20 protein-coding genes and 1 pseudogene are annotated in these 19,116 nt (G+C 67.2%); 14 read left to right on the top strand and 7 right to left on the bottom strand.

From position 1 onward, the window contains the following. The coding region (locus Q8M88_RS17520; protein ID WP_305598438.1) for an aldo/keto reductase at positions 1-450 on the bottom strand (450 nt) is incomplete at its 3' end. 165 nt (positions 451-615) lie between these two features. On the opposite strand from Q8M88_RS17520, the gene Q8M88_RS17515 reads away from it, so the two are divergent. Together Q8M88_RS17515 and Q8M88_RS17510 are read left to right on the top strand one after the other, a co-directional pair. After that, positions 616-2,295, top strand: coding sequence for an MFS transporter (locus Q8M88_RS17515; protein WP_305598437.1), 1,680 nt, complete (start codon positions 616-618; stop codon positions 2,293-2,295). A gap of 300 nt (positions 2,296-2,595) precedes the next feature. Continuing rightward, positions 2,596-3,132, top strand: coding sequence for a porin family protein (locus tag Q8M88_RS17510; protein ID WP_305598436.1), 537 nt, complete (start codon positions 2,596-2,598; stop codon positions 3,130-3,132). A gap of 47 nt (positions 3,133-3,179) precedes the next feature. Here Q8M88_RS17510 and Q8M88_RS17505 read toward each other — a convergent pair whose 3' ends face one another. The 3 genes from Q8M88_RS17505 to Q8M88_RS17495 are packed head-to-tail and all read right to left on the bottom strand — an operon-like array spanning position 3,180 to position 5,286. After that, the gene (locus tag Q8M88_RS17505) at positions 3,180-4,148 is read right to left on the bottom strand and encodes an NAD regulator (protein WP_305598435.1); all 969 of its coding nucleotides are present in this window, start codon (positions 4,146-4,148) and stop codon (positions 3,180-3,182) included. 8 nt (positions 4,149-4,156) lie between these two features. After that, the gene (locus tag Q8M88_RS17500; RefSeq protein WP_305598434.1) at positions 4,157-4,678 is read right to left on the bottom strand and encodes a tyrosine phosphatase family protein; all 522 of its coding nucleotides are present in this window, start codon (positions 4,676-4,678) and stop codon (positions 4,157-4,159) included. Positions 4,679-4,692: 14 nt separating this feature from the next. Continuing rightward, positions 4,693-5,286, bottom strand: coding sequence for an HD family hydrolase (locus Q8M88_RS17495; protein WP_305598439.1), 594 nt, complete (start codon positions 5,284-5,286; stop codon positions 4,693-4,695). Between the two features lie 127 nt (positions 5,287-5,413). Here Q8M88_RS17495 and Q8M88_RS17490 point away from each other — a divergent pair, with 127 nt between their 5' ends. Then, complete coding sequence (locus Q8M88_RS17490; RefSeq protein ID WP_305598433.1) at positions 5,414-6,226, top strand: universal stress protein; 813 nt, start codon at positions 5,414-5,416, stop codon at positions 6,224-6,226. A gap of 66 nt (positions 6,227-6,292) precedes the next feature. Beyond that, positions 6,293-6,667, top strand: coding sequence for a hypothetical protein (locus Q8M88_RS17485; protein WP_305598432.1), 375 nt, complete (start codon positions 6,293-6,295; stop codon positions 6,665-6,667). A gap of 30 nt (positions 6,668-6,697) precedes the next feature. Here the strand turns inward: Q8M88_RS17485 and Q8M88_RS17480 are convergent, their stop codons facing one another. The 3 genes from Q8M88_RS17480 to Q8M88_RS17470 form a co-directional block, all read right to left on the bottom strand. Next, positions 6,698-7,573, bottom strand: a complete 876-nt coding sequence (locus tag Q8M88_RS17480) for a MoxR family ATPase (protein ID WP_305598431.1) — start codon at positions 7,571-7,573, stop codon at positions 6,698-6,700. Between the two features lie 137 nt (positions 7,574-7,710). Further along, complete coding sequence (locus Q8M88_RS17475) at positions 7,711-8,187, bottom strand: primosomal protein (protein ID WP_305598430.1); 477 nt, start codon at positions 8,185-8,187, stop codon at positions 7,711-7,713. Positions 8,188-8,248: 61 nt separating this feature from the next. Then, the gene (locus tag Q8M88_RS17470; RefSeq protein WP_305598429.1) at positions 8,249-10,042 is read right to left on the bottom strand and encodes a tetratricopeptide repeat protein; all 1,794 of its coding nucleotides are present in this window, start codon (positions 10,040-10,042) and stop codon (positions 8,249-8,251) included. Positions 10,043-10,243: 201 nt separating this feature from the next. Between Q8M88_RS17470 and flbT the strand changes: the two genes are divergently transcribed. The 10 genes and pseudogenes from flbT to Q8M88_RS17420 form a co-directional block, all read left to right on the top strand. Then, positions 10,244-10,669, top strand: a complete 426-nt coding sequence (flbT, locus tag Q8M88_RS17465) for a flagellar biosynthesis repressor FlbT (RefSeq protein WP_305598428.1) — start codon at positions 10,244-10,246, stop codon at positions 10,667-10,669. Next, a complete protein-coding gene (gene flaF / locus Q8M88_RS17460; protein WP_305598427.1) occupies positions 10,629-10,982 on the top strand; it encodes a flagellar biosynthesis regulator FlaF in 354 nt (117 codons plus the stop codon). The genes flbT and flaF overlap by 41 nt, the downstream gene beginning before the upstream one ends. Before the next feature lie 472 nt (positions 10,983-11,454). Further along, positions 11,455-12,288, top strand: a complete 834-nt coding sequence (locus Q8M88_RS17455; RefSeq protein WP_305598426.1) for a flagellin — start codon at positions 11,455-11,457, stop codon at positions 12,286-12,288. Between the two features lie 127 nt (positions 12,289-12,415). Next, positions 12,416-12,697 (top strand): flagellar protein FlaG, encoded by a 282-nt coding sequence (locus Q8M88_RS17450; protein ID WP_305598425.1) that lies wholly within the window; start codon positions 12,416-12,418, stop codon positions 12,695-12,697. A 174-nt stretch (positions 12,698-12,871) separates the two neighbouring features. Then, positions 12,872-13,702, top strand: coding sequence for a flagellin (locus Q8M88_RS17445; RefSeq protein WP_305598424.1), 831 nt, complete (start codon positions 12,872-12,874; stop codon positions 13,700-13,702). Between the two features lie 145 nt (positions 13,703-13,847). Next, a complete protein-coding gene (locus tag Q8M88_RS17440; RefSeq protein ID WP_305598423.1) occupies positions 13,848-16,625 on the top strand; it encodes a hypothetical protein in 2,778 nt (925 codons plus the stop codon). 64 nt (positions 16,626-16,689) lie between these two features. Then, entirely contained in the window at positions 16,690-17,364 is a 675-nt protein-coding gene (locus Q8M88_RS17435; protein ID WP_305598422.1) for a hypothetical protein, read from the top strand. Positions 17,365-17,402: 38 nt separating this feature from the next. Then, positions 17,403-17,780: a hypothetical protein gene (locus Q8M88_RS17430; protein WP_305598421.1), complete on the top strand. Its 378-nt coding sequence runs from the start codon at positions 17,403-17,405 to the stop codon at positions 17,778-17,780. Positions 17,781-17,882: 102 nt separating this feature from the next. Continuing rightward, on the top strand, positions 17,883-18,365 hold the full coding sequence (gene ssb / locus Q8M88_RS17425; RefSeq protein ID WP_305598420.1) for a single-stranded DNA-binding protein: 483 nt from the start codon (positions 17,883-17,885) through the stop codon (positions 18,363-18,365). Positions 18,366-18,445: 80 nt separating this feature from the next. Beyond that, a pseudogene (locus Q8M88_RS17420) lies at positions 18,446-19,045 on the top strand (2-hydroxychromene-2-carboxylate isomerase); the annotation flags it as partial. Positions 19,046-19,116: the final 71 nt, after the last annotated feature.

The raw sequence follows: 19,116 nt of genomic DNA, 5'->3' as shown, positions 1-19,116 counted from the left end.
CTTGCCGGCGCGTACGAGGTCGTCCAGGGCGCGCATGGATTCCTCCGGCGCGGTCAGCAGGTCCTGATTGTGGGCCTGATAGAGGTCGATGTAGTCGGTGCGCAGGCGCTTCAGGCTGGCCTCGCAGGCCTGGATGATGTGGTGGCGCGAGGCGCCCTGGTCATTGGGGCCGGTTCCCATCGGGCTGTGGAACTTGGTGGCGATCAGCACGTCCTTGCGCTTGTCGCCCAGCGCCTCTCCGAGGATCTCCTCCGACACGCCGTTCGAATAGACATTGGCGGTGTCCACCAGGTTGACGCCCGCGTCGAAGCACTGGTCCAGCAGGCGCCTGGCCTCTTCGACCTGCACCTGACCCATGTGGGAGAAGCGGCCGACGCCGCCAAACGTCATGACCCCGAAGCAGTAGGCCGAGACCTTCAGGCCTGTGCGGCCGAGCACGCGGTATTCCATGGCGCTTCTCCCTCTGATTTTCTGTGAGCCTAGCGACTGGCCGACGCGTTGCGAAGGGCGCGTTCGCTCCAAGGAATTCATTCCGGGCGGCTCGGCCATGGCGCACGCCCGGCCAAAGGGTTAGCTGAGGGGATAAATCCTCATCTCGCATGCCAAGTGAGACGTATGACTTCGTCGGAGTCTGATCCCGGGTCCCGGTCCGCCCAGCCGTCGCTGTTCAGTCCGTTGAACAGTCGAGTGTTTCGGGCCGTGTGGATCGCCAGCCTGGCTTCGAACTTCGGCTACCTGATCCAGTCGGTGGGCGCGTCGTGGCTGATGACGTCGATCTCCTCGCCGATGATGGTCGCCCTGGTGCAGGCCTCGGTGACCCTGCCGATCATGCTGTTGTCGCTGCCGGCGGGCGCTCTGGCTGACACCTTCGATCGGCGCAAGCTGATGCTTGGCGCCCAGGGCTTCATGCTGGCCGTGTCGATCACGCTCAGCATCTGCACCTTTTCTGGCTTGATCACGCCATGGGTGCTGCTGATGTTCACCTTCCTGATTGGCTGCGGCTCGGCCTTGAACGGTCCGGCCTGGCAGGCCTCGGTCGGCGAGATGGTGCCTAGGCAAGAGATCGCCGGCGCCGTGGCGCTGAACTCCATGGGCTTCAATCTGGCGCGCACCGCCGGCCCTGCGATCGGCGGGATGATCGTCGCCGCCGCCGGCGCCGCGGCGGCGTTCACCGTCAACGTGTTCAGCTATGTGGGACTGATGTTCGTGCTGGCGCGCTGGCGCCCGCAGCGTGAGGCCCAGACCCTGCCGCGTGAAGCGCTCGGCGTGGCGATGAGCGCAGGGTTCCGTTACGTGATGATGTCGGGTCGCATCGGGTCGGTGCTGCTGCGCGCCTTCGTGTTCGGCGTCGGCGCCAGCGCGGTCCAGTCCCTGATGCCGCTGATCGCCCGCGACGCCCTGGGCGGCGGGCCGCGCACTTTCGGCATCCTTCTAGGCGCGTTCGGCGTCGGCGCCGTCGCCGCGGCGGCGGCCATGACCAAGTTGCGCGGCCGCTTCTCCAACGAGTTGATCGTGCGCTACGCGTGTCTGGTGTTTAGCGCGGCGACAATCGCCCTGGCGCTGACAAGCTGGCTGGTCGTGGCGGTGATCGTCCTGGCGGTGGGCGGCGGCGGCTGGGTGCTCGCCATGTCGACGTTCAACGTGACCACCCAGATGTCGGCGCCGCGCTGGGTGGTGGCGCGCGCGCTCGCCTTCTACCAGGTGGCCGCGTTCGGCGGCATGGCGCTGGGCAGCTGGCTTTGGGGCATGGTCGCCGAATACGAAGGCCTGAAGCAGGCGCTGTTCGTGTCGGGCGGGCTGCAGTTCGCCTGCGCGTTAATTGGCCTGCGGTTTCCGCTCGCCTCCACCTCGGACCTCAGCCTGGACCCGTCCAACCGCTGGCAAGAGCCGAACCTGGCGGTGGACATCCAGCCGACCAGCGGGCCGGTGATCATCACCGTGCAGTATCTGATCGACGCCGCCGACATCGACGCCTTCCTGGCCGCCATGGCCGAACGGCGCAGGATCCGTCGACGCGACGGCGCCCGCAACTGGCGGCTGATGCGCGACCTGGCCGATCCGCGCGTCTGGATCGAACGTTATCAGACGCCGACGTGGGTGGACTACGTGCGGCACAACCAGCGCCCGACGGAGGCCGACAGGGTGATCACCGATCGCGTGCTGGCCCTGCATCGGGGCGGTGAGCGGCCTGTCGTGCATCGCATGATCGAGCGCCAGACACGTGTCGCCCACCATGAGGCGATAAATCCGCAGGGCGTTCCTGATCCTTTGACCGATCCAACCCACGCCGCGTGACGTGCTCGCAGTCAGGGCGCCTTCTTTGGCGCGCTCAATGGCTGGACCTTCACTCGGGTGACGCCGTCTTCCTTCATGCCCAGATGCTACGCCGCGGCAACGCTCCGCAGTACGGACGATCCCCGTTCGGCCAAAGCATCAATTTTCGGGGCCGTTCGGAGGGAGTCCCGGGGGGAGCTGTGGTCTGCGTGCCACATCCGCCGGTCGGCGCAACTCTGCAATCGAACCGTCTCTATGACGCCGCGTTTGTCGCCGACCCACCGGGTTGGGGGACAACCAGTGTGTATCGGAGTTCCAATCGTGAATAAGCTTACGCTCATCGCCGCCGCCGCATCCGCGGCCCTCGTCACCGCAGCCCCGCTCATGGCGTCCGCCCAGGACTCCGGGGCGCAGATCTACGGGACGCTCGGCTACGCCCACACAGACGTCGAAGGCGCGGATCTGGGCGCAATCCAGGGGCGGGTCGGAGCCCGCTTTGGCTCCTATCTCGGCGTGGAAGGTGAACTGGCCGGCGGCGTAAAGGAGGACGACGTGACCATCGCCGGCACGCCGGTGAATGTGAAGCTGCAGTCCCAGTTGGCTGTCTATGGCGTCGCCAGCGTTCCGGTGACGCCAAGCGCGGACCTGTTCGCCCGCGTCGGCTATGGGACCAGCAAGATCAAGGGCCAGGTCGGCGGCGTGTCGGCCACTGTGGACGGCGACTCCTGGAATTATGGCGTCGGCGGTCAGTACTTCTTCGACGGCGCCAACGGCGTGCGCGCTGACTACACCCGGCACGATTTCAAGGACGACGGCGACGCCGACGTCTGGTCGCTGGCCTACGTCCGCAAGTTCTAGCCACAGGGCGGGGAGGGCGGGGCTTCGCCCCTCCCTCCTGCGCCGCCTCAGTCCCGAAGCTGGGGCAGGGCCAACCCCAGCACGGGCCGTGCGCCCAACAGCTCCCGTCGGAAACGGAAAAGCTCGGCCGGCCGCCCGCCGGTCTCTGAATCCAGTCGCCCCAACCCCTCGACGAGACCGGCGCGCTCCAGCGCCCGGCGGAAGTTCTGCTTGTGCAGCGGTACGCCGGCGATCGCCTCAACGGCCCGCTGCAACGCCGACAGCGTGAAGGCCTCGGTCATCAGCTCGAAGGCGACCGGGCGGTATTTCAGCTTGCCGCGAAGCCGCGACAGCGCGGTCGCCAGGATGCGCCGGTGGTCGCTGATCATCGGCTCGCCCAAGGCGGCCCCCAGACCCGCCGCATAGGCGGGCGCGCCTTCACCGCGGTCGCGGGCGGCCTCCGGCGCGAGGCCCGCCTCGTACAGCAGCTCATAGCGCTCCAGCACGCGCTCCTCGTTCCACGCCGCGCCGTCGAGGGCGAACAGCAGGCGGATGCTCGAGGCGCGCCGCGCGGCCTCTGCGCCCTGGGCGGCGGCGGCCCAACTCTGCAGCGCCGGCTCCAGGGCGCCTAAGGCCGCCGGCCGGCCGGCGCGCCAGTCCTCCCACGGGAAGAACCTCGACCAGGCCGACCACTCGGTGTCCGGCGCCTGGGTGTCCACGGCCGCCGGAGTGAGGGCGAGATAGCCCACCGACAGGACGCGCGCGGTGCGCGGCCCATCGCCCATGTCGGCGATCGGCGCGTCGCGGCCCTTGTCGCCGAACGTATAGAGCTGCTCCACATAGCCCAGGTCGAAACGGGTCTGCTCGGTCACGAAGGCGCGCAGGGCCAGCTCGAACGTGCGGTGCCCCTCAGGATCGAACGGTCCGAACGGCAGGCCCCGCAAGCCTGCCCGCGGACGCACGGTCAGCACCACCGCGTCGTCGTCGCGGATCGCCACCACCACGGCCGATAGTCCGATGACGACAGCGGTGTCCATGCGGGCCTTCAGACGGGGTTGTGGTGGCGGGCGGCGAAGTCGAACGGCCGCGCCAACGTGTGATCGAACTCGCCCATGACGTCGAGCGCAGCGACCATCCGGCCGCGGCGTCCCAGCACCTCGTCAGCGAGCGCGACGATGCGGCGGTTGGGAAAGGCGTGGGGCGCTGCACGGCGCATGGCCAGCGCGATCTCGCGCTCGTCGGCCTCGGCGCTGCGCTCGCAGGCCAGCATGAAGGCGGTGGCGGTCGATCGGCTAATTCCAGCCCAGCAGTGGATCAGCATCGGCGCGGCCTCGTCCCAGTCGGCGCCGAAACCCAGGATCTTCTCCACCACGGCGTGGCTGGGCGCGATAAGCCCTTCGGCCGGGGCGGTGATGTCGTTGACGTTGAGCCGCAGGTGGCGGCTCGGCGTCAGGCTGGGCGGCGTCGAGACCGGAGTCGCGGGATCGATGAGGGTGATCATGTGTGACGGCAGGCGATCCTTCGCCAGCCGTTCGACCTCGCTCAATCCGCAGATGATGAACACCATGGCTCCTTCTTAGCCTATTCGGTGTCGAACGCCTGCGCCGCGCTGGTGAAACCCGCCGCTTCCGACAACAGCTCGAAGCGATGGACATAGCGCGCCTGTGCGATGGCCGGCGTCACCGGCTCGACATTGGCGTGGAAGCCCGCGGGCGGCGCGCCGAACAGCTCCAGCGCCTCGGCCTCGCTGAAACCCGCCAGCGCCACCGCCTCGAAATAGGCGCACGCGCGGTCGGCGACCTTGATCGCCCGCTCCACCGAATGCGGCGAGCGGGCCGGCAGGCCGAAGCGGACATGGATCGCGGTCTCGAGCCGGCCCTCGAACGTGCGGTAATCCAGCCCCAGCGCCGCCTTGAATGGGCTGATCATGTCGCCGACCACGTACTCCGGCGCGTCGTGCAGCAGCGCCGCCAGTCGCCAGCGCGGCTCGATGTCGGGCTGGACGTGGGCGACGATCTCCTCGACCACCAGCGAATGCTGGGCGACGGAGAAGGGGTGTTCGCCCACCGTCTGGCCGTTCCAGCGGGCGACGCGGGCCAGGCCGTGGGCGATGTCCTCGATCTCGATGTCCATCGGCGAGGGATCCAGCAGGTCGAGTCGGCGGCCCGACAACATCCGCTGCCAGGCGCGCGGTGCGGCGTTCTCGCGACGCAGCCCTTTTCTCACCGATGCGTTCCCTTCACAGTCAAGGTGGGGTTCGGGCCTCCTTAGCCTTGACGACCCTGAGCATGAAGGAAAACACATGAGCTGGGCTCGAATCATGGCGCCGCTGAGCGGGGCGGACAGCGATCGCGCGGTCTTGGCCGCGGCGGCGATGCTCGCCGAACCGTTCGGCGCGGAGCTGGCCGGCGTCTACGCGCCGCCGGACGTGGCCGACGTGATGCCCTGGATGGGCGAAGGGCTAATGGGCGGCGTGCAGACCACGGCGCTGGAATCCCTGCGCGAAGCCGCCGCCAACGGCGAGACGCGAGCCCAGGCCACGCTCGACGCGTGCCCTTACGTCAAGCGGCGGTTTCTGTCGCTGCAGTCGCCGGTGTGGGCCGGCCTGTCGGCGGAGGCCCGGCTGTCCGACGTGGTGGTGTTCAGCAATGATTCCGCCCGCGGTCGCGGTCCGCTGGCCGAAAGCTTCCAACAGGTCATGGCCGACGAACAGCGTCCGGTGCTGATCGCTCGCGAGGGCCTGCGGCCCGGCGGGGTGATCGCCGTGGCGTGGGACGGCGGCAAGGAGGCTTCGCGCGCCGCGCGCCTCGCTTTGCCGATGCTGGAGAAGGCCGAACGCGTGGTGATCCTGGCCGCGCCCAAGTCGGCGTCGCGCAGCTTCGAACCCTCGCGCCTGCAGGCCTATTACGCCGCGCGTGGTGTGAGCGCCGAGCTTGACGTGCTGAGCGACGGTGGTGAAGTCGCGCCGGCGCTGCTGGATGGCGCCGCACGCGCCGGGGCTCATCTGCTGGTCGCTGGCGCCTTCGGTCACCCCCGGCTCAAGGAGTTCATCTTCGGCGGCACCACCCGCAGCCTGCTGAACGTCGAGCAACCGTCTCTCTTCCTGTCGCACTAGATTGCCTGTCGCACTAGATTCCCCGTCCCACTAGATTCCCCGTCGCACTAGATTCAAGGTGACCCTATGTCCTTGTCGCGCATCGTCATGCGGCTTGCCCGCAATCCCGGCACCGAGTTCGCAGGCGGCGACGACCATCGCGGGTACGCCCTGACGGCGCCGCTGCTGCCCGACGGCAAGCTCGACGAGGCCGCCTACGCCAAGGCGAGGGACGCCTGCACCGTGCGCCGCTTCGCGCCTGACGAAGACGCCGTTGACGGCCGGCTGGCGCGCAAAGGCCAGCGCTGGTTCTTCGACTATGACGAAGAGGATTCGACCGACGACGAGCCGGTCCACCGTCTGGGCGAGCATAGGTTCGCGGTCGGCGAATACGTCACCATCACCGATGAGGACGGCCGTCCGCTGACTTACAAGGTGGTCGAGGTGCAGCCGGCGACCTGAGGCCACGGCCGCCGTGCGCGTCGCCCGGGGCTATTGTCCCGGGCGGGGCGTCCCGGCCGCGCCTTCGCGACGGGCGAGGAACGCCAGCCGTTCGAACAGATGGACGTCCTGCTCGTTTTTCAGCAGCGCCCCGTGCAGCGGCGGGATCAGCTTGGTGGGGTCGCGCTCGCGCAGCGTCTCCTCGCTGATGTCCTCCGACATCAGCAGCTTCAGCCAGTCGAGCAGCTCGGACGTCGAAGGCTTCTTCTTCAGGCCCGGCACCTTGCGCATATCGTAGAAGATGCGCAGCGCCTCGGCGACCAGCTTCTGCTTCACGCCCGGATAGTGGACCTCGACGATCTCGTTCATCGTCTCGACGTCGGGGAAGCGGATGTAGTGGAAGAAGCAGCGGCGCAGGAAAGCGTCCGGCAGCTCCTTTTCGTTGTTGGAGGTGATCAGGACGATCGGGCGGATCGCGGCCTTGATCGTCTCGTTGGTCTCGTAGACGTAGAATTCCATCCGATCGAGCTCCTGCAGGAGGTCGTTCGGGAACTCGATGTCGGCCTTGTCGATCTCGTCGATCAGCAGCACCGGGCGCTGGGGCGCATCGAACGCCTCCCAGAGCTTGCCCTTCTTGATGTAGTTGCGGACGTCCTTGACCCGCTCTTCACCGAGCTGGCTATCCCGCAGGCGGGTCACCGCGTCGTATTCATAGAGGCCCTGATGCGCCTTGGTGGTCGACTTGATGTGCCAGGTGATCAACGGCGCGTTCAGCGCCTCGGCGATCTCATAGGCGAGCACGGTCTTGCCGGTCCCGGGTTCGCCCTTGATCAGCAGCGGGCGCTCCAGCGCGATCGCGGCGTTGACCGCGACCTTGAGGTCTTCGGTCGCGACGTACTTCTCAGTGCCTTCGAAGCGGTTGGTCATGGGCTCCTCGCGGACTCTCGCATCATGGGCTCGCACGCCCGCGCGATTTCAAACAGGTGTTCAATCCCGCGCAGCCTAACGAGCGCGGCGCGACATTCAAGGCGCACCGCGCTCGCAGCGTGAAAATGAGCCCGTCGTCAGTCGTCGTCCTTGGCCATGCCGTTCTCGTCCGAATATCCCATCCGGTGCAGATCGGCGTCGCCGACGCCCTTCGACTGAAAGTCGGTGAAACGGTCTTCGCCGCCGGCGACCAGGTCCGCGTCGGCCACCTGGTCCAAGCCTTCGATATTGTCGGGATCGTCGAGTGCGTCCTCGTCGAAGGAGTCGACGTCGTCGGTGAGGTCCGTCTCGTCGGCGGCCAGCAACTCGGTGACGTCGTCGTCTTCCTCCAGGTCCTCGTCGTCGATCGCCTCTTCGACGAAATCTGCGGCGTCGAGCGCCACGGCCTCGTCCTCATCGGCGTCGCCGTCGGCCCGGGTGACGTCGAAGACGTCGACCAGATCCTCGAAGGTGCGCAATTCGCCGGAGCCTTCGCCGCCATCGTAGTTGGTCTCGTCGAGGACCTCGGCGCGGTCCTGGTCGTCGAAGCCTTCGTCGGTTTCCGGGCCGGGCATCGGGAGATCCTCCATTGCGGCGGCGCGGGGCGCCGGTCGAATGGGAAACCCGTGCGCGCGACTAGTGTTCCGCGGCTGCGAAGGCGTCCAGGTCGTCCGCCACAGCCTGCATCACGCCCGCCCATTCGCCGAAGGCGGACGGTGCGTAAAGCCGCGTCTGCGGATACCAGAGGTAGCGGTCCGCCCCGAGCCTGGGCCAGGCGCCGGGCGTGGAGATCAGCCATGTCGGCGCACCGCAGGCGCCGGCGAGGTTCAGCGTCGCATTGCTGAAGCCGATGGTCAGGTCGAGCGCGCAGGTCAGCGCGGCCACATCATCCAGGTCGGCTTTCAGATCGATCCTGGGGGGCGTCCAGATGCTGACGCCCAGCTCGCGCTCCGCCTGCGCGATCTCTTCGGCGCAATCGCCGTACTGCAGGTTGACGAAACAGACGCCCGGCGTGCGCAGCACGGGCTCCCACTGCTCAAAGGGCGAGAAGTAGCGGCTGCGCGCGCCGGCCTTGATCAGGCTCTTCCACAGCAGTCCGACGCGCGGGCCGTCCAGCGCCTGCTCCAACTCGGCGCGCCAATGCGCGACACGCGCAGGGTCGGGGATGAGATAGCGGGCGCGCAAGGGATAGGCTTCCGGCGAGCGACGGAATTCGCGCAGCAGCGAGCCGATCGGCGTCCAAAGGTCGATGTCAGCGTGGTCCTCCAGGGAGGGCGTCAGGCGCACGCTACGCCCGCCTGCCGAGAAGGTCGCGTGGGCGCCGAGGCGCGCGCCCGGGAAGCTGCGCTGGAAAAGCGGGACCAGGCGCTTCTCCACGGCGATGGACAGCCGCCCATCCGGACCCAGCGCCTCGATCACGTCGGGCAGGGTGTTGGCGAACAGCACCTCGTCGCCCAGGCCCTGTTCGCCGATCACCAGCAGGGACTTGCCGGCCAGATCGTCGCCCGGAGCCCAGCGTGGCCGGTCGACCATGAACTGGGTCACGTCGGCGAACTGCGGGTCGAGCCTGGCTTCGTAGGCGTCCCAGCCATCGGCGAGACGCCCATCGGCGATCAGGATGGTCGAGCGGGCGAGCTGCATCATCTGGCGTTCGCCCTCCGGCGGCTTCAACGCCAGGGCGGCCTCGCAGTCCTCCAACGCGCCGGCCACGTCGCCCAGCGCCAGGCGGGTGTTGCCGCGGTTGTAGCGGGCCTTGGCGAACGCCGGATCGAGGCGCAGCGCCTCTTCGAAGAACACCCGCGCGGTGTGCACCTCGCCCTGCTCGGTGACCACGGTGCCGAGCGTGTTCCACATCATCGGGACTTCGGGATTGGCCAGCAGCGCGTCCTTGAGGATCGCGGCGGCCTCGTCGTGGCGGCCCATGTCGCGCACCGCGCAGGCCAGGTTGTTGGCGCCCTCGGGATTGAACGGATGGCGATCGATGAAGTGCCGGAACAGCTTCTCGGCCTGTTCGATCATGCCCATGCGAAACGCCAGGCGCCCGAGATCGTTGGCGACTTCGGCGTGGTCCGGCAGCAGGGTCAGCGCGGTTTCGTAGCAGCGGATCGAGGAGACGAAGTCGCCGGCGGCTTCGCGGGCGAAGGCCAGCAGGTACCAGGCGAGCCCGTTACGCTCGTCCTTCTCCAGCGTCTTGATCGCCCATTCGGCGCCGGCCTGGGCGTCGCCGGAATTCAGCGCATTGATCGAGGCTTGCAGCAGCGGCTGGATGGCGATGGCGCGCAGTTCGGCCACCGCGGCGTCCAGCTTGGCCAGCGCCTCGCTCGATCCGGAACGGCCCATGGCCTCGGCTGAAAGGCGCGGCGGCGTCGCTACGGCGCCGGCTTCCAGCGCAGTTTGCGAGACGGCGCTGGATTGGCCCGGGCGCGACATGGCCTGCGACTCCCCAAGGGGTGAGAATTGGGCCATGCTTCGCGCGCGCATGCCTAACCCTTCCTTAAGCTCATCGCCCGGGCTGCGTGCAATGGCCCGTTAACTCGCGCCGTATAGAGGAATGGATCGTCCGATCCGCCTCGGGGGGCGTCACTCGGAACAAGGTTGGCTCGGTTCGACGCCAATCGAGGGAGTCGGAATTTGCCGCTCAAATTGTCGCTGAAGCCGGGCGAGAAGTTCGTGCTGAACGGCGCTGTCGTGCAGAACGGGGACCGCCGCGGCGTGCTCGTCCTGCAGAACAAGGCGTCGGTCCTTCGCGAGAAGGACATCATGCAGGAATCCGAGGTCACCACGCCGGCCCGGCGGATCTATTTCCCGATGATGATGATGTACCTCGATGAGGCGGGGGCCGCTCGTTACTACGACGAGTTCGTCCAACGCCTCGCCGAGTTCATGGGGGTGATCGGCAATCCGCAGGTGCTCGCGGAATGCGTGGCCATCTCCAAGCACTGCATGGAGCGCGAATACTACAAGGCGCTGATGCTGTGTCGGAAGCTGATCGAGTACGAAGACGAGAGGTTGGGCAATGTCCCTGCGAGCTTACCAGCAAGCAACAGCGAGAGCTGAATCCCCGCGCGAGGCGGAATACCGCCTGTTCGGGCAGGTCACGCGCGCGCTGATGTCCGCGGCGGACGCTGATCCGACGGATGCGCGCACCCGTGTCGACGCGCTCGACTGGAACCGGCGTCTCTGGTCGACGCTGGGCTCCGACTGTGCGGACCCCAAGAATGGCCTGCCGGCGCCGCTGCGCGCCTCGATCATCTCGCTCAGCATCTGGGTGGACAAACACACCAGTGCGGTGATCCGTCGCGAGGAAGAGATCGAACCTCTGATCGACGTCAATCGCATGATCATGCAGGGCCTCGGCGGCGAAGGCTGACCTGAGGCGCGCCGGGGCCAGGTCCCGGCGTTATCTTCACCTCGAACCCGCTCATGCCGACGAAAGTCGGGACCCAGGCGGGCTGTCCACGCGCAAACCGAAACTCAGCATGGGCCCCGGCTTTCGCCGGTGTGAGCGGTTAAGGGCGCGGCCTTTCCTCACCGCACGTCTCCGGCGTGCATTGATCCTCGGGACAAGCCCGAGGATGACGCTCCTGACGCGCGCACCAGCATTCCGCCCGGCGCAGCTTGCTCAGCGGTTGTGGGCAGAAATTGCCGGGTGGATTCGCGACTAGGCAATACCTGCCGGCGCGAAGCATGGATAACAGCCCTATAACGCAATTATTTCCGAATGTTGTGGCGTCGGCGCCCTGGCGTCGCACTGGCCCGAGGCTTGCTCGGGGAGGGGCGGGCAAAACGCCCACGGTCGCCAAAATGGCGGCCGACCTTCCTGCGAATAGGAAATTACTCGTATGCCGATGAACAGCGTCAATACGAACGTGGGCGCCCTGGTGGCCCTGCAAAACCTGAACTCCACCAACAACGAGTTGATGACGACGCAAGCGCGCATCAACACCGGTAAGAAGGTGGCCAGTGCGAAAGACAACGGCGCTATCTGGGCTATCGCTCAGAACCAGCGTGCGACGTCGAACGCCCTGAACGCCGTCCGTTCCTCGCTGCAACGCGGTCAGTCGACCGTCGACGTGGCGCTGGCGGCCGGTGAAACGGTTTCGGACCTTCTGCTTCAAATGAAGGAAAAGGCCCTCGCGGCTTCCGACACGACCCTCGACACGGCCAGCCGTACCGCCCTGAACGACGAGTTCAAGTCGCTCCGGGATCAGATCACCAAGGCCGTGACCAACGCCGACTTCAACGGCTCGAACATGATCAAGGCCTCCGGCGCGACCGTCATGGCTCTGGCCAATGCGGACGGTACGTCGAAGATCACCGTCGCGGCTCAAAGCCTGGCGCTGGGCAGCACTGCGCTGACCGGCATCGCGGCCACGGCCTCGATCGGCACTCAGACGATCGCGAATGCGATGATCGCCACCGTCAACACCGCCATCGGCGCTGTTTCGTCCGCTCTGTCGAAGCTGGGTACGGGCTCCAAGTCGCTCGCCTCCCATCTGAGCTTCATCGACAAGCTGCAGGACAGCCTGGACGCCGGTGTCGGCAACCTGGTGGACGCCGACCTGGCGAAGGAAAGCGCGCGATTGCAGGCTCTGCAGACGAAGCAGCAGCTCGGCATTCAGGCGCTGTCGATCGCCAACCAATCGTCCTCGATCCTGCTCGGCTTGTTCCGATAGGCGAGGCGCGACGCCGCGGGTGAAACCCCGCGGCAGGCTGCCGCGGCGGGGAGGGAGACCTCTCCGCCGTGAGCATTCCCCGAAACGCCCGAGCTTACGACCGCCGGGCGGCTCAACGGAGAGCACCGTGTCGAAAATACTGTCCACACAGGAGGCGGGTCTCCTTCCTCCCATCCGGAACGTGGCGCCAGAGCCCCCAGCTCCCGCCAAAATCATTCCCGGGGAGACCGCCAGCCAGACCGACCTGCGTCTGGTGATCGAAGAAGACCAGGCCAATGGATCATACGTCTACAAGACCGTCGATCGGCTGACGGGCGAAGTGGTCGCCCAGATCCCGCGCGAGAACGTCCTGCGTCTCAAGCGTGAGGCCGAGTACGAAGCCGGCGCCATGATCCGCGCCAAGGCCTGACGCCGCCCCGGTTTCCGGAGAGGCGATCTGCGAGTGTTAACCGCCCCGGCCCCGCCGGCGGCGGCCGCGTCATATGGGCGCGTTAACTTTCTGGACACCATGAATCCCTAGCTTCCTGGGCACGGGGGCTGCGTCGCGAATCGAGCGAGCGCCCCTCGAAGCCGGGAGCCGTCGATGTCCATCAGCGTCCATACCAACAAGTCGGCGCTCGTGGCGCTGCAGAACCTGAATAAAACCAACGACGAGCTGGCGGGCGCGCAAAACCGGATCAACACCGGCCTGAAGATCGCCAACGCCAAGGACAACGCCGCGGTGTGGTCCATCGCCCAAGGCCAGCGCGCCGACATCGGCGCCTTGGCGGCGGTGCGCATGAGCCTGGACCGGGCGAAGTCGATCTCCGACGTTGCGATGAGCGCCGGCGAGTCGGTGTCCGACCTCCTGGTGCAGTTGAAGGAGAAGGTGGTCACCGCGCTCGACCCGTCGCTCGACACCGCGTCACGCACGGCCGTCAATTCGGACTACAAGTCGCTGCTGCGGCAGATCACCCAGGTGGTGCAGAACTCCGCCTTCGACGGCGCCAACATCCTCAACGGCAGCATCACCGGCGGGATCCGCTTCCTGGCCAACGCCGACGCCAACGCCTACATCACGCTGTCCAGCAAGAACCTGTCTCTCGGCGGCTCCATCATCACCATGGCGGCGGCCTCGTCGATCGGCACGGTGACGCTGGCCACCAGCATCATGACCCAGCTCGATGTGTCGATCGCCAACGTCAACCAGTCGCTGGGCGACCTGGGTTCGCAGGCCAAGCAGATCGAGAATCACAACGTCTTCGTCTCCAAACTGACCGACGTGCTCGAATCGGGCGTCGGCAACCTGGTGGACGCCGACATCGCCAAGGAGAGCGCGCGCCTGCAGGCCTTGCAGGTGCAGCAGCAGTTGGGCGCCCAGGCTCTTTCGATCGCCAACCAGGCGCCGCAGATCATCCTGCGGCTCTTCCAATAAGCTTCTGAAGTCATCTCCAGTTTGACGGGGGCGTTACGAAAGGCTCCGCGCCGATGCGCGGGGCCTTTTTGTTGTTGGCTTAACGGACCGTCAGCCTTGATCGTGCATGCTTCGACTGCGGACCTGCGTCCGCGGACGGAATGCGATGACCATCGGCTTCGACACCAACATTCTGCTCAACTACTACCAGTCGCGCGCCGGCGTACCGGTGACGACGGGTTCGAGCGGAACGTCGACCAGAGCCAGGGTCGCGCCGACCGCGCCCTGGTCCGGCCAGGGCATGACCACGGCCCAAGCCAGCGCCGCGGTCAAGGACGCGATGCTCGGGCGCAAACTGGTCAACGAGGGCGCGGCGCAGTTGGACCTGGCCGGCGCCAGCGCCGACTACAAGAAGCTGTTCGCCCTCTACCAGGGCCTCAACACCCTGAGCGGCGTCGCCGAGCGCGCGCAGGCCAAGAACCTCACCGACACCGAGCTGCGACGCATTCAGTCGGTGTTCGCCAAGGGCCTGGCCGAGGTTTCCACCTATGCCGACGACGCCCAGCTCGACCTGCTGCGCCTGACCAAGGGCGAAGCGGCGACCAGCGCGCGCACTACGGCCAGCGTGCCTCGCGCCAAGACCGAATACGTCACCGCGCCGCTGGTCAGCGGATCGAGCGGTGGCGTGGTTGCGGCGTTCCAAGGCGACGTGAAGTTCGACATCCAGGTCAAGCGCGTAAACGTCGACCACACGGTCAGCATTGATCTGTCCCAGATGGGGGCCCAGGACCGCACGCTGGGCAATGTGATCACCTTCATCAATCAGCAGCTGCAGGATGAGGGGCTGTCGACGCGCTTCGCCAGCCAGCGGATCGCCGGCGCACCGCGCACCACGGTGGTCGGCGGCAAGACTGTCAGCCTGGGCGCTTCGCCCGACCAGTGGGCGCTGAAGATTAAGGCCGACTCCGGCGAGACGGTCAGCTTCGACGCGCCGGTCACCGCGCCGTCGGTCTACCTGACCCAGAAGGTCGGCAACCCCGATCCCGACGGCAAGGCCTCCACCAAGGACGGTGTGACGCCCAGCCAACTGCTCAAATTCCAGACCGATTCCAGTCAGGTGGCCGCCCCGCAGCAAGGGACGGGTTCGACCTATTGGGTCGAAGGTCGTTCGTTCGCCGTGACTCTCGGTCCGGAAGTCGACGCCGTGCGCGCCTCGGCCACCGGTCCGGACGGTTCGGTCTATATGCTGGCCGACGTCAGCGCCAAGATCGCCGGCCAGACGATCAAGGGCGAACAGGATGTCGCCCTGCTGAAGTACGACTCCGCCGGGAACGTCGTCTACCGGCGCACCCTGGGCGCGTCGGACACCGCGAGCGGCCTGGCGCTGGCGGTCTCGGCCGACGGCCAGGTGGCGATCGCCGGCTCGGTCAAGGGCGCGCTGGGCGGCGCGGTCGATGGGCCGCTCAACTCGGGCGCGACCGGCTCGTTCGCCGACAACACCGACAGCTTCGTCACCCTGTACGACAAGGACGGCCAGGAACTGTGGACGCAGCGTCGCGGCGCGCGCGCCGACGATGCGGCGACGCAATTGACCTTCGGCGCCGACGGCACGGTGTTCGTGGCCGGCGACGCCAAGTCGACCATGCCCGGCGCCACGGCGCTGGGCGGCCGGGACGGCTATATCGAAGGCTTCAAGGCCGGCGCCGACGGCAAGGTCAAGGCGGTGTTCACCCAGCAATTCGGCACCGCCAGCGACGATCATTCGGCCGGCATGGTGATGGACGGGACCGCGCTGGTGGTGGCGAGCGTCGAGAACGGCCGCGCGGTGCTGCGTCGCTTCGACACCACCGTCCAGCCGCCGACCCTGATGGCCACGCGCGACCTGGGCGACCTGCAGGGCGGCAGCATCGCCGGCATCGCGATGGACAACGGCCAACTGGTGGTCGCCGGCACGGCGGCCAATCCGGCGCTGTCGGCGGGGACGATCACGCGCGCGCACGCCGGCGGCTCCGACGCCTTCGCGGCGCGGATCTCCGCCGACCTCAACGCCAGCGGAAGCGACCGGCTGGCCTATTACGGCGGCTCCGGCGACGACAAGGCGACGGCGCTGGCCGTCTCCGGCGGACAGGTGTGGATCGCCGGCTCCGCCGGGACCGACCTGCCGAACCAGGATCCGATGGGCAAGAAGGACGGGTTCCTCACGCGCCTCGACGTCAACACCGGCGCCGTCGACTGGTCGCGCCGCTTCACCGGCAAGGACGGCTACGCCGCGCCGACCTCGATCGCCGTCGACGCGACGGGATCCAGCGTCCTCGACAAGCTGGGCCTGCCGCGCGGGACGATCGATACGACGGATTCGACCCAGCTCACCGCCCAGACGGCGCTGCGGGCCGGGGATTACTTCACCGTCCGTTCCGGCGACGGCCGCCGCGTGCCGGTGACCATCGACAACAAGGACACCCTCGACACCTTGGCGGTGAAGGTCCGCCGCGCCCTGGGCTTCCAGGCCAAGGTGGACATTGTCACGATCGAGGGTGGGCGACGCCTGCAGATCAAGCCGTTGAACCCGCGCTCGCTGATCGAGATCGAACCGGGGAAGGGCGACAAGGACGCGCTGGCGAGCCTCGGCCTGCCGGAGGGCTTGGTGCGTGCGACGGTGACCAATGCCGCCGGCAAGCTGGTTCCCGCCGACGGCAAGCCGAATATCTACGGCCTGGGCCTGCCGGCCGACCTGAACCTCAGCGATCCCGACCAGATCAAGCACACGCTCGCCGAGATCGCCGCGGCGATGGGCGTGATCCGTACCGCCTACAAGGATCTGGTCACCGCGGCGACGCCGAAGAGCGCCCAGTCGACGGCCGCCGCCGCCAGCGGCCCGGTTCCGGCCTACCTGACCAACCAGATCGCCAACTACCAGGCCGCCCTCGACCGCCTGACCGCCTAAGCGACTTCGGTCCCACCGCCCGCCACCGCTTGAAACGCGCGGGCGCGCGGTCTAGCCAGGGCGCATGGACTTCCTCAAGGATCGCCAGGGCCGGCTCGTGCTCATCGGGGGCGCGCTGGCGTTGCTCGCGGGGCTAGGCATCGCCGCCGGTCTCGGCCTTCGCCATCGCGACGACACCCCGCCGCCGCCGCCCGCATCGCAAGGCGGCCTGGTTATCGAGACCGGGCAGGGTGAGGAGGCCTCCCTCGATCCCGCCAAGCCGCTGCGCTGCTTCGTCGCCGGCCAGTTTGTCGGTGAACTGACGCTGAGCGACTGCGCGACACGAAACGGCGTCGCCACCGGGGCGTTGGACGTAGGCGTCGATGAAACGGGTGCGCTGGCCGCCGCGGACGCCGCCGGCACGGTGCTGACGCCCCTGCCGCCCGTGACGGTGGCGCTTCAGCCGAAGCCCGCCTCCGCGCCTGTCGCCGTCGCGCCTGCCGCCGGGCCGCCGGCGGGCGCGTGCTGGCGTTACGCGCAGGGAGAATGGCGCCAACTGCCTGCCGATCTCAGCCTCGATGGCTGCGTGCAGGCGCTGTTCGCCGGACGCTGTGAGCGGCCGGGCGCGGCCACCTACGGCCGTTGGATGGCTCAGACGCTGCGTCTGGTCCCCGGGCGCGTCGAGGTGTCAGGAGACAACCGCAGCTTCCGCAAGCTCGCCGACCAGGCCGCCGGCTGTGTCATTCCTCCGCTCGCGTAGTTCTCGCACCAGCGCATCGCGGCGTGTAGGTTGATCGCATGCTTCGACCCTTGCTGATCGCGTCTCTCGCCGCCGGCTTGCTGCTCGCGGGCTGCGTCAAGCGCACCCTGCCGCCGGGCGACGCCGGCGTGTGCTTTCACGTCGTCCAGAAGGATGGCAAGCTGAGGTACAACCGCCTGGTGGAGAACGTGCCGAGCCTGGAACGCTGTGCGGCGAACCTTGAGGCAATGCGCATAAAATTCCTCAGGATGGGTGGTAATACGCGAGACATTACGGGTGCTTATCAGGGAAATTTCCTCTTCATCGATCGACAGGGCGTCTTCACCTCGTCATCGCTTGAGACGCACGGCTATCTGGCGTTGGTGCGGACGGGCGACGGGCGTCTGGCGATCCCCGGAGCCGTCCGCCAACAGTAGGTCGGTCGTAGAACGAATATAGAACATTGCCTCGACTTGAACCCCAGGCTAGCGTGGCGGCGGGCGTTGGCCCGCTAAATCAACAACGGTGGGAATTGCGACATGGCCGGCAGCGTCAACAAGGTCATTCTGATCGGCAACCTCGGGGCAGACCCTGAAATCCGCACGCTCACGTCCGGCGACCGGGTGGCGAACCTGCGTATCGCCACGTCGGAGTCGTGGCGTGACCGCGGCTCGGGCGAGCGTAAGGAGCGTACCGAGTGGCACCGGGTGGTGATCTTCAACGACAATCTGGTGAAGGTCGCCGAGAGCTACCTGCGCAAGGGCTCGAAGGTGTACATTGAAGGCGCGATCCAGACGCGCAAATGGACCGATCAGTCGGGCGTGGAGAAGTTCTCCACCGAGGTGGTGCTGCAGAAATTCCGTGGCGAATTGACCATGCTGGACGGACGCGGCGACGGCGACAGCGAGCGCGAGAGCGGCGGCAGCTTCTCCAGCGGCGGGAGCGGGGCTGGCCCGCGCGCTTCAAGCTCGGCTCCGCGCGAGGAATTCTCGGCCGACCTCGACGACGAGATCCCGTTCTAGGTTCGCAACGGCCTGGGTTCAGGGGAGGACGGTCTCAACGAGCGAATCCAGGGCGGAGATGACATGAAGATGTCTTTTTCGACTGCGCGAGCCCCTGGACCTATCTGGCGTTCGAGACCATCCAGCCGCTGGCCGCCGAGTTCGGAGCGGATCTGATCTGGCGGCCGATCCTGGTGGGCGGCATCTTCAACGCGATCAATCCGACGGCGGACATCCGCAACCGGCCGCCGTCGCCGGCGGCGAAGTCCGCCTATGTGCGCAAAGATATCGGCGACTGGGAGAAGGCGCTGGGCGTCTCGATCCGCTTCCCGCCGACCGGCCACCCGGTGAACAGCGTCAAGGTGATGCGCGCCTGCATGGTGTTGCTGGATAGCGCGCCGCAGAAGCTGGTCGGTTTCGCGCGCTCGGCCTTCCAGGCCTATTTCACCGACGACCGGGACCTCTCAACCGACGCGGTGGTCGAGGACCTGTTCAGGCAGGCCGGCCTGGACCCGGCCTGGATGTTCGCCAAGATCGGCGAGCAGGGAGTCAAGGACGCGCTCAGGCGTAATGTCGACGAAGCCATGGCGCGCGGCGCCTTCGGCTCGCCGACCATGTATCTGGACGGCGATGATATGTACTTTGGCGTCGACCGCATCCCGTTGCTTCGGCTGGCGATGGAACGCAAAGCCGCCGCGTGAGGCGGTGGCTGGAACGAAAAGATGGTCGCAAACGTGGCCGGTATGGGAGGACTTGCGATGGCTGATCCGAA

The sequence above is a fragment of the Phenylobacterium sp. genome, assembly GCF_030693805.1.
In the GTDB taxonomy this organism is placed as follows: domain Bacteria; phylum Pseudomonadota; class Alphaproteobacteria; order Caulobacterales; family Caulobacteraceae; genus Phenylobacterium.
This window is presented reverse-complemented; position numbering and strand designations above follow the sequence as displayed.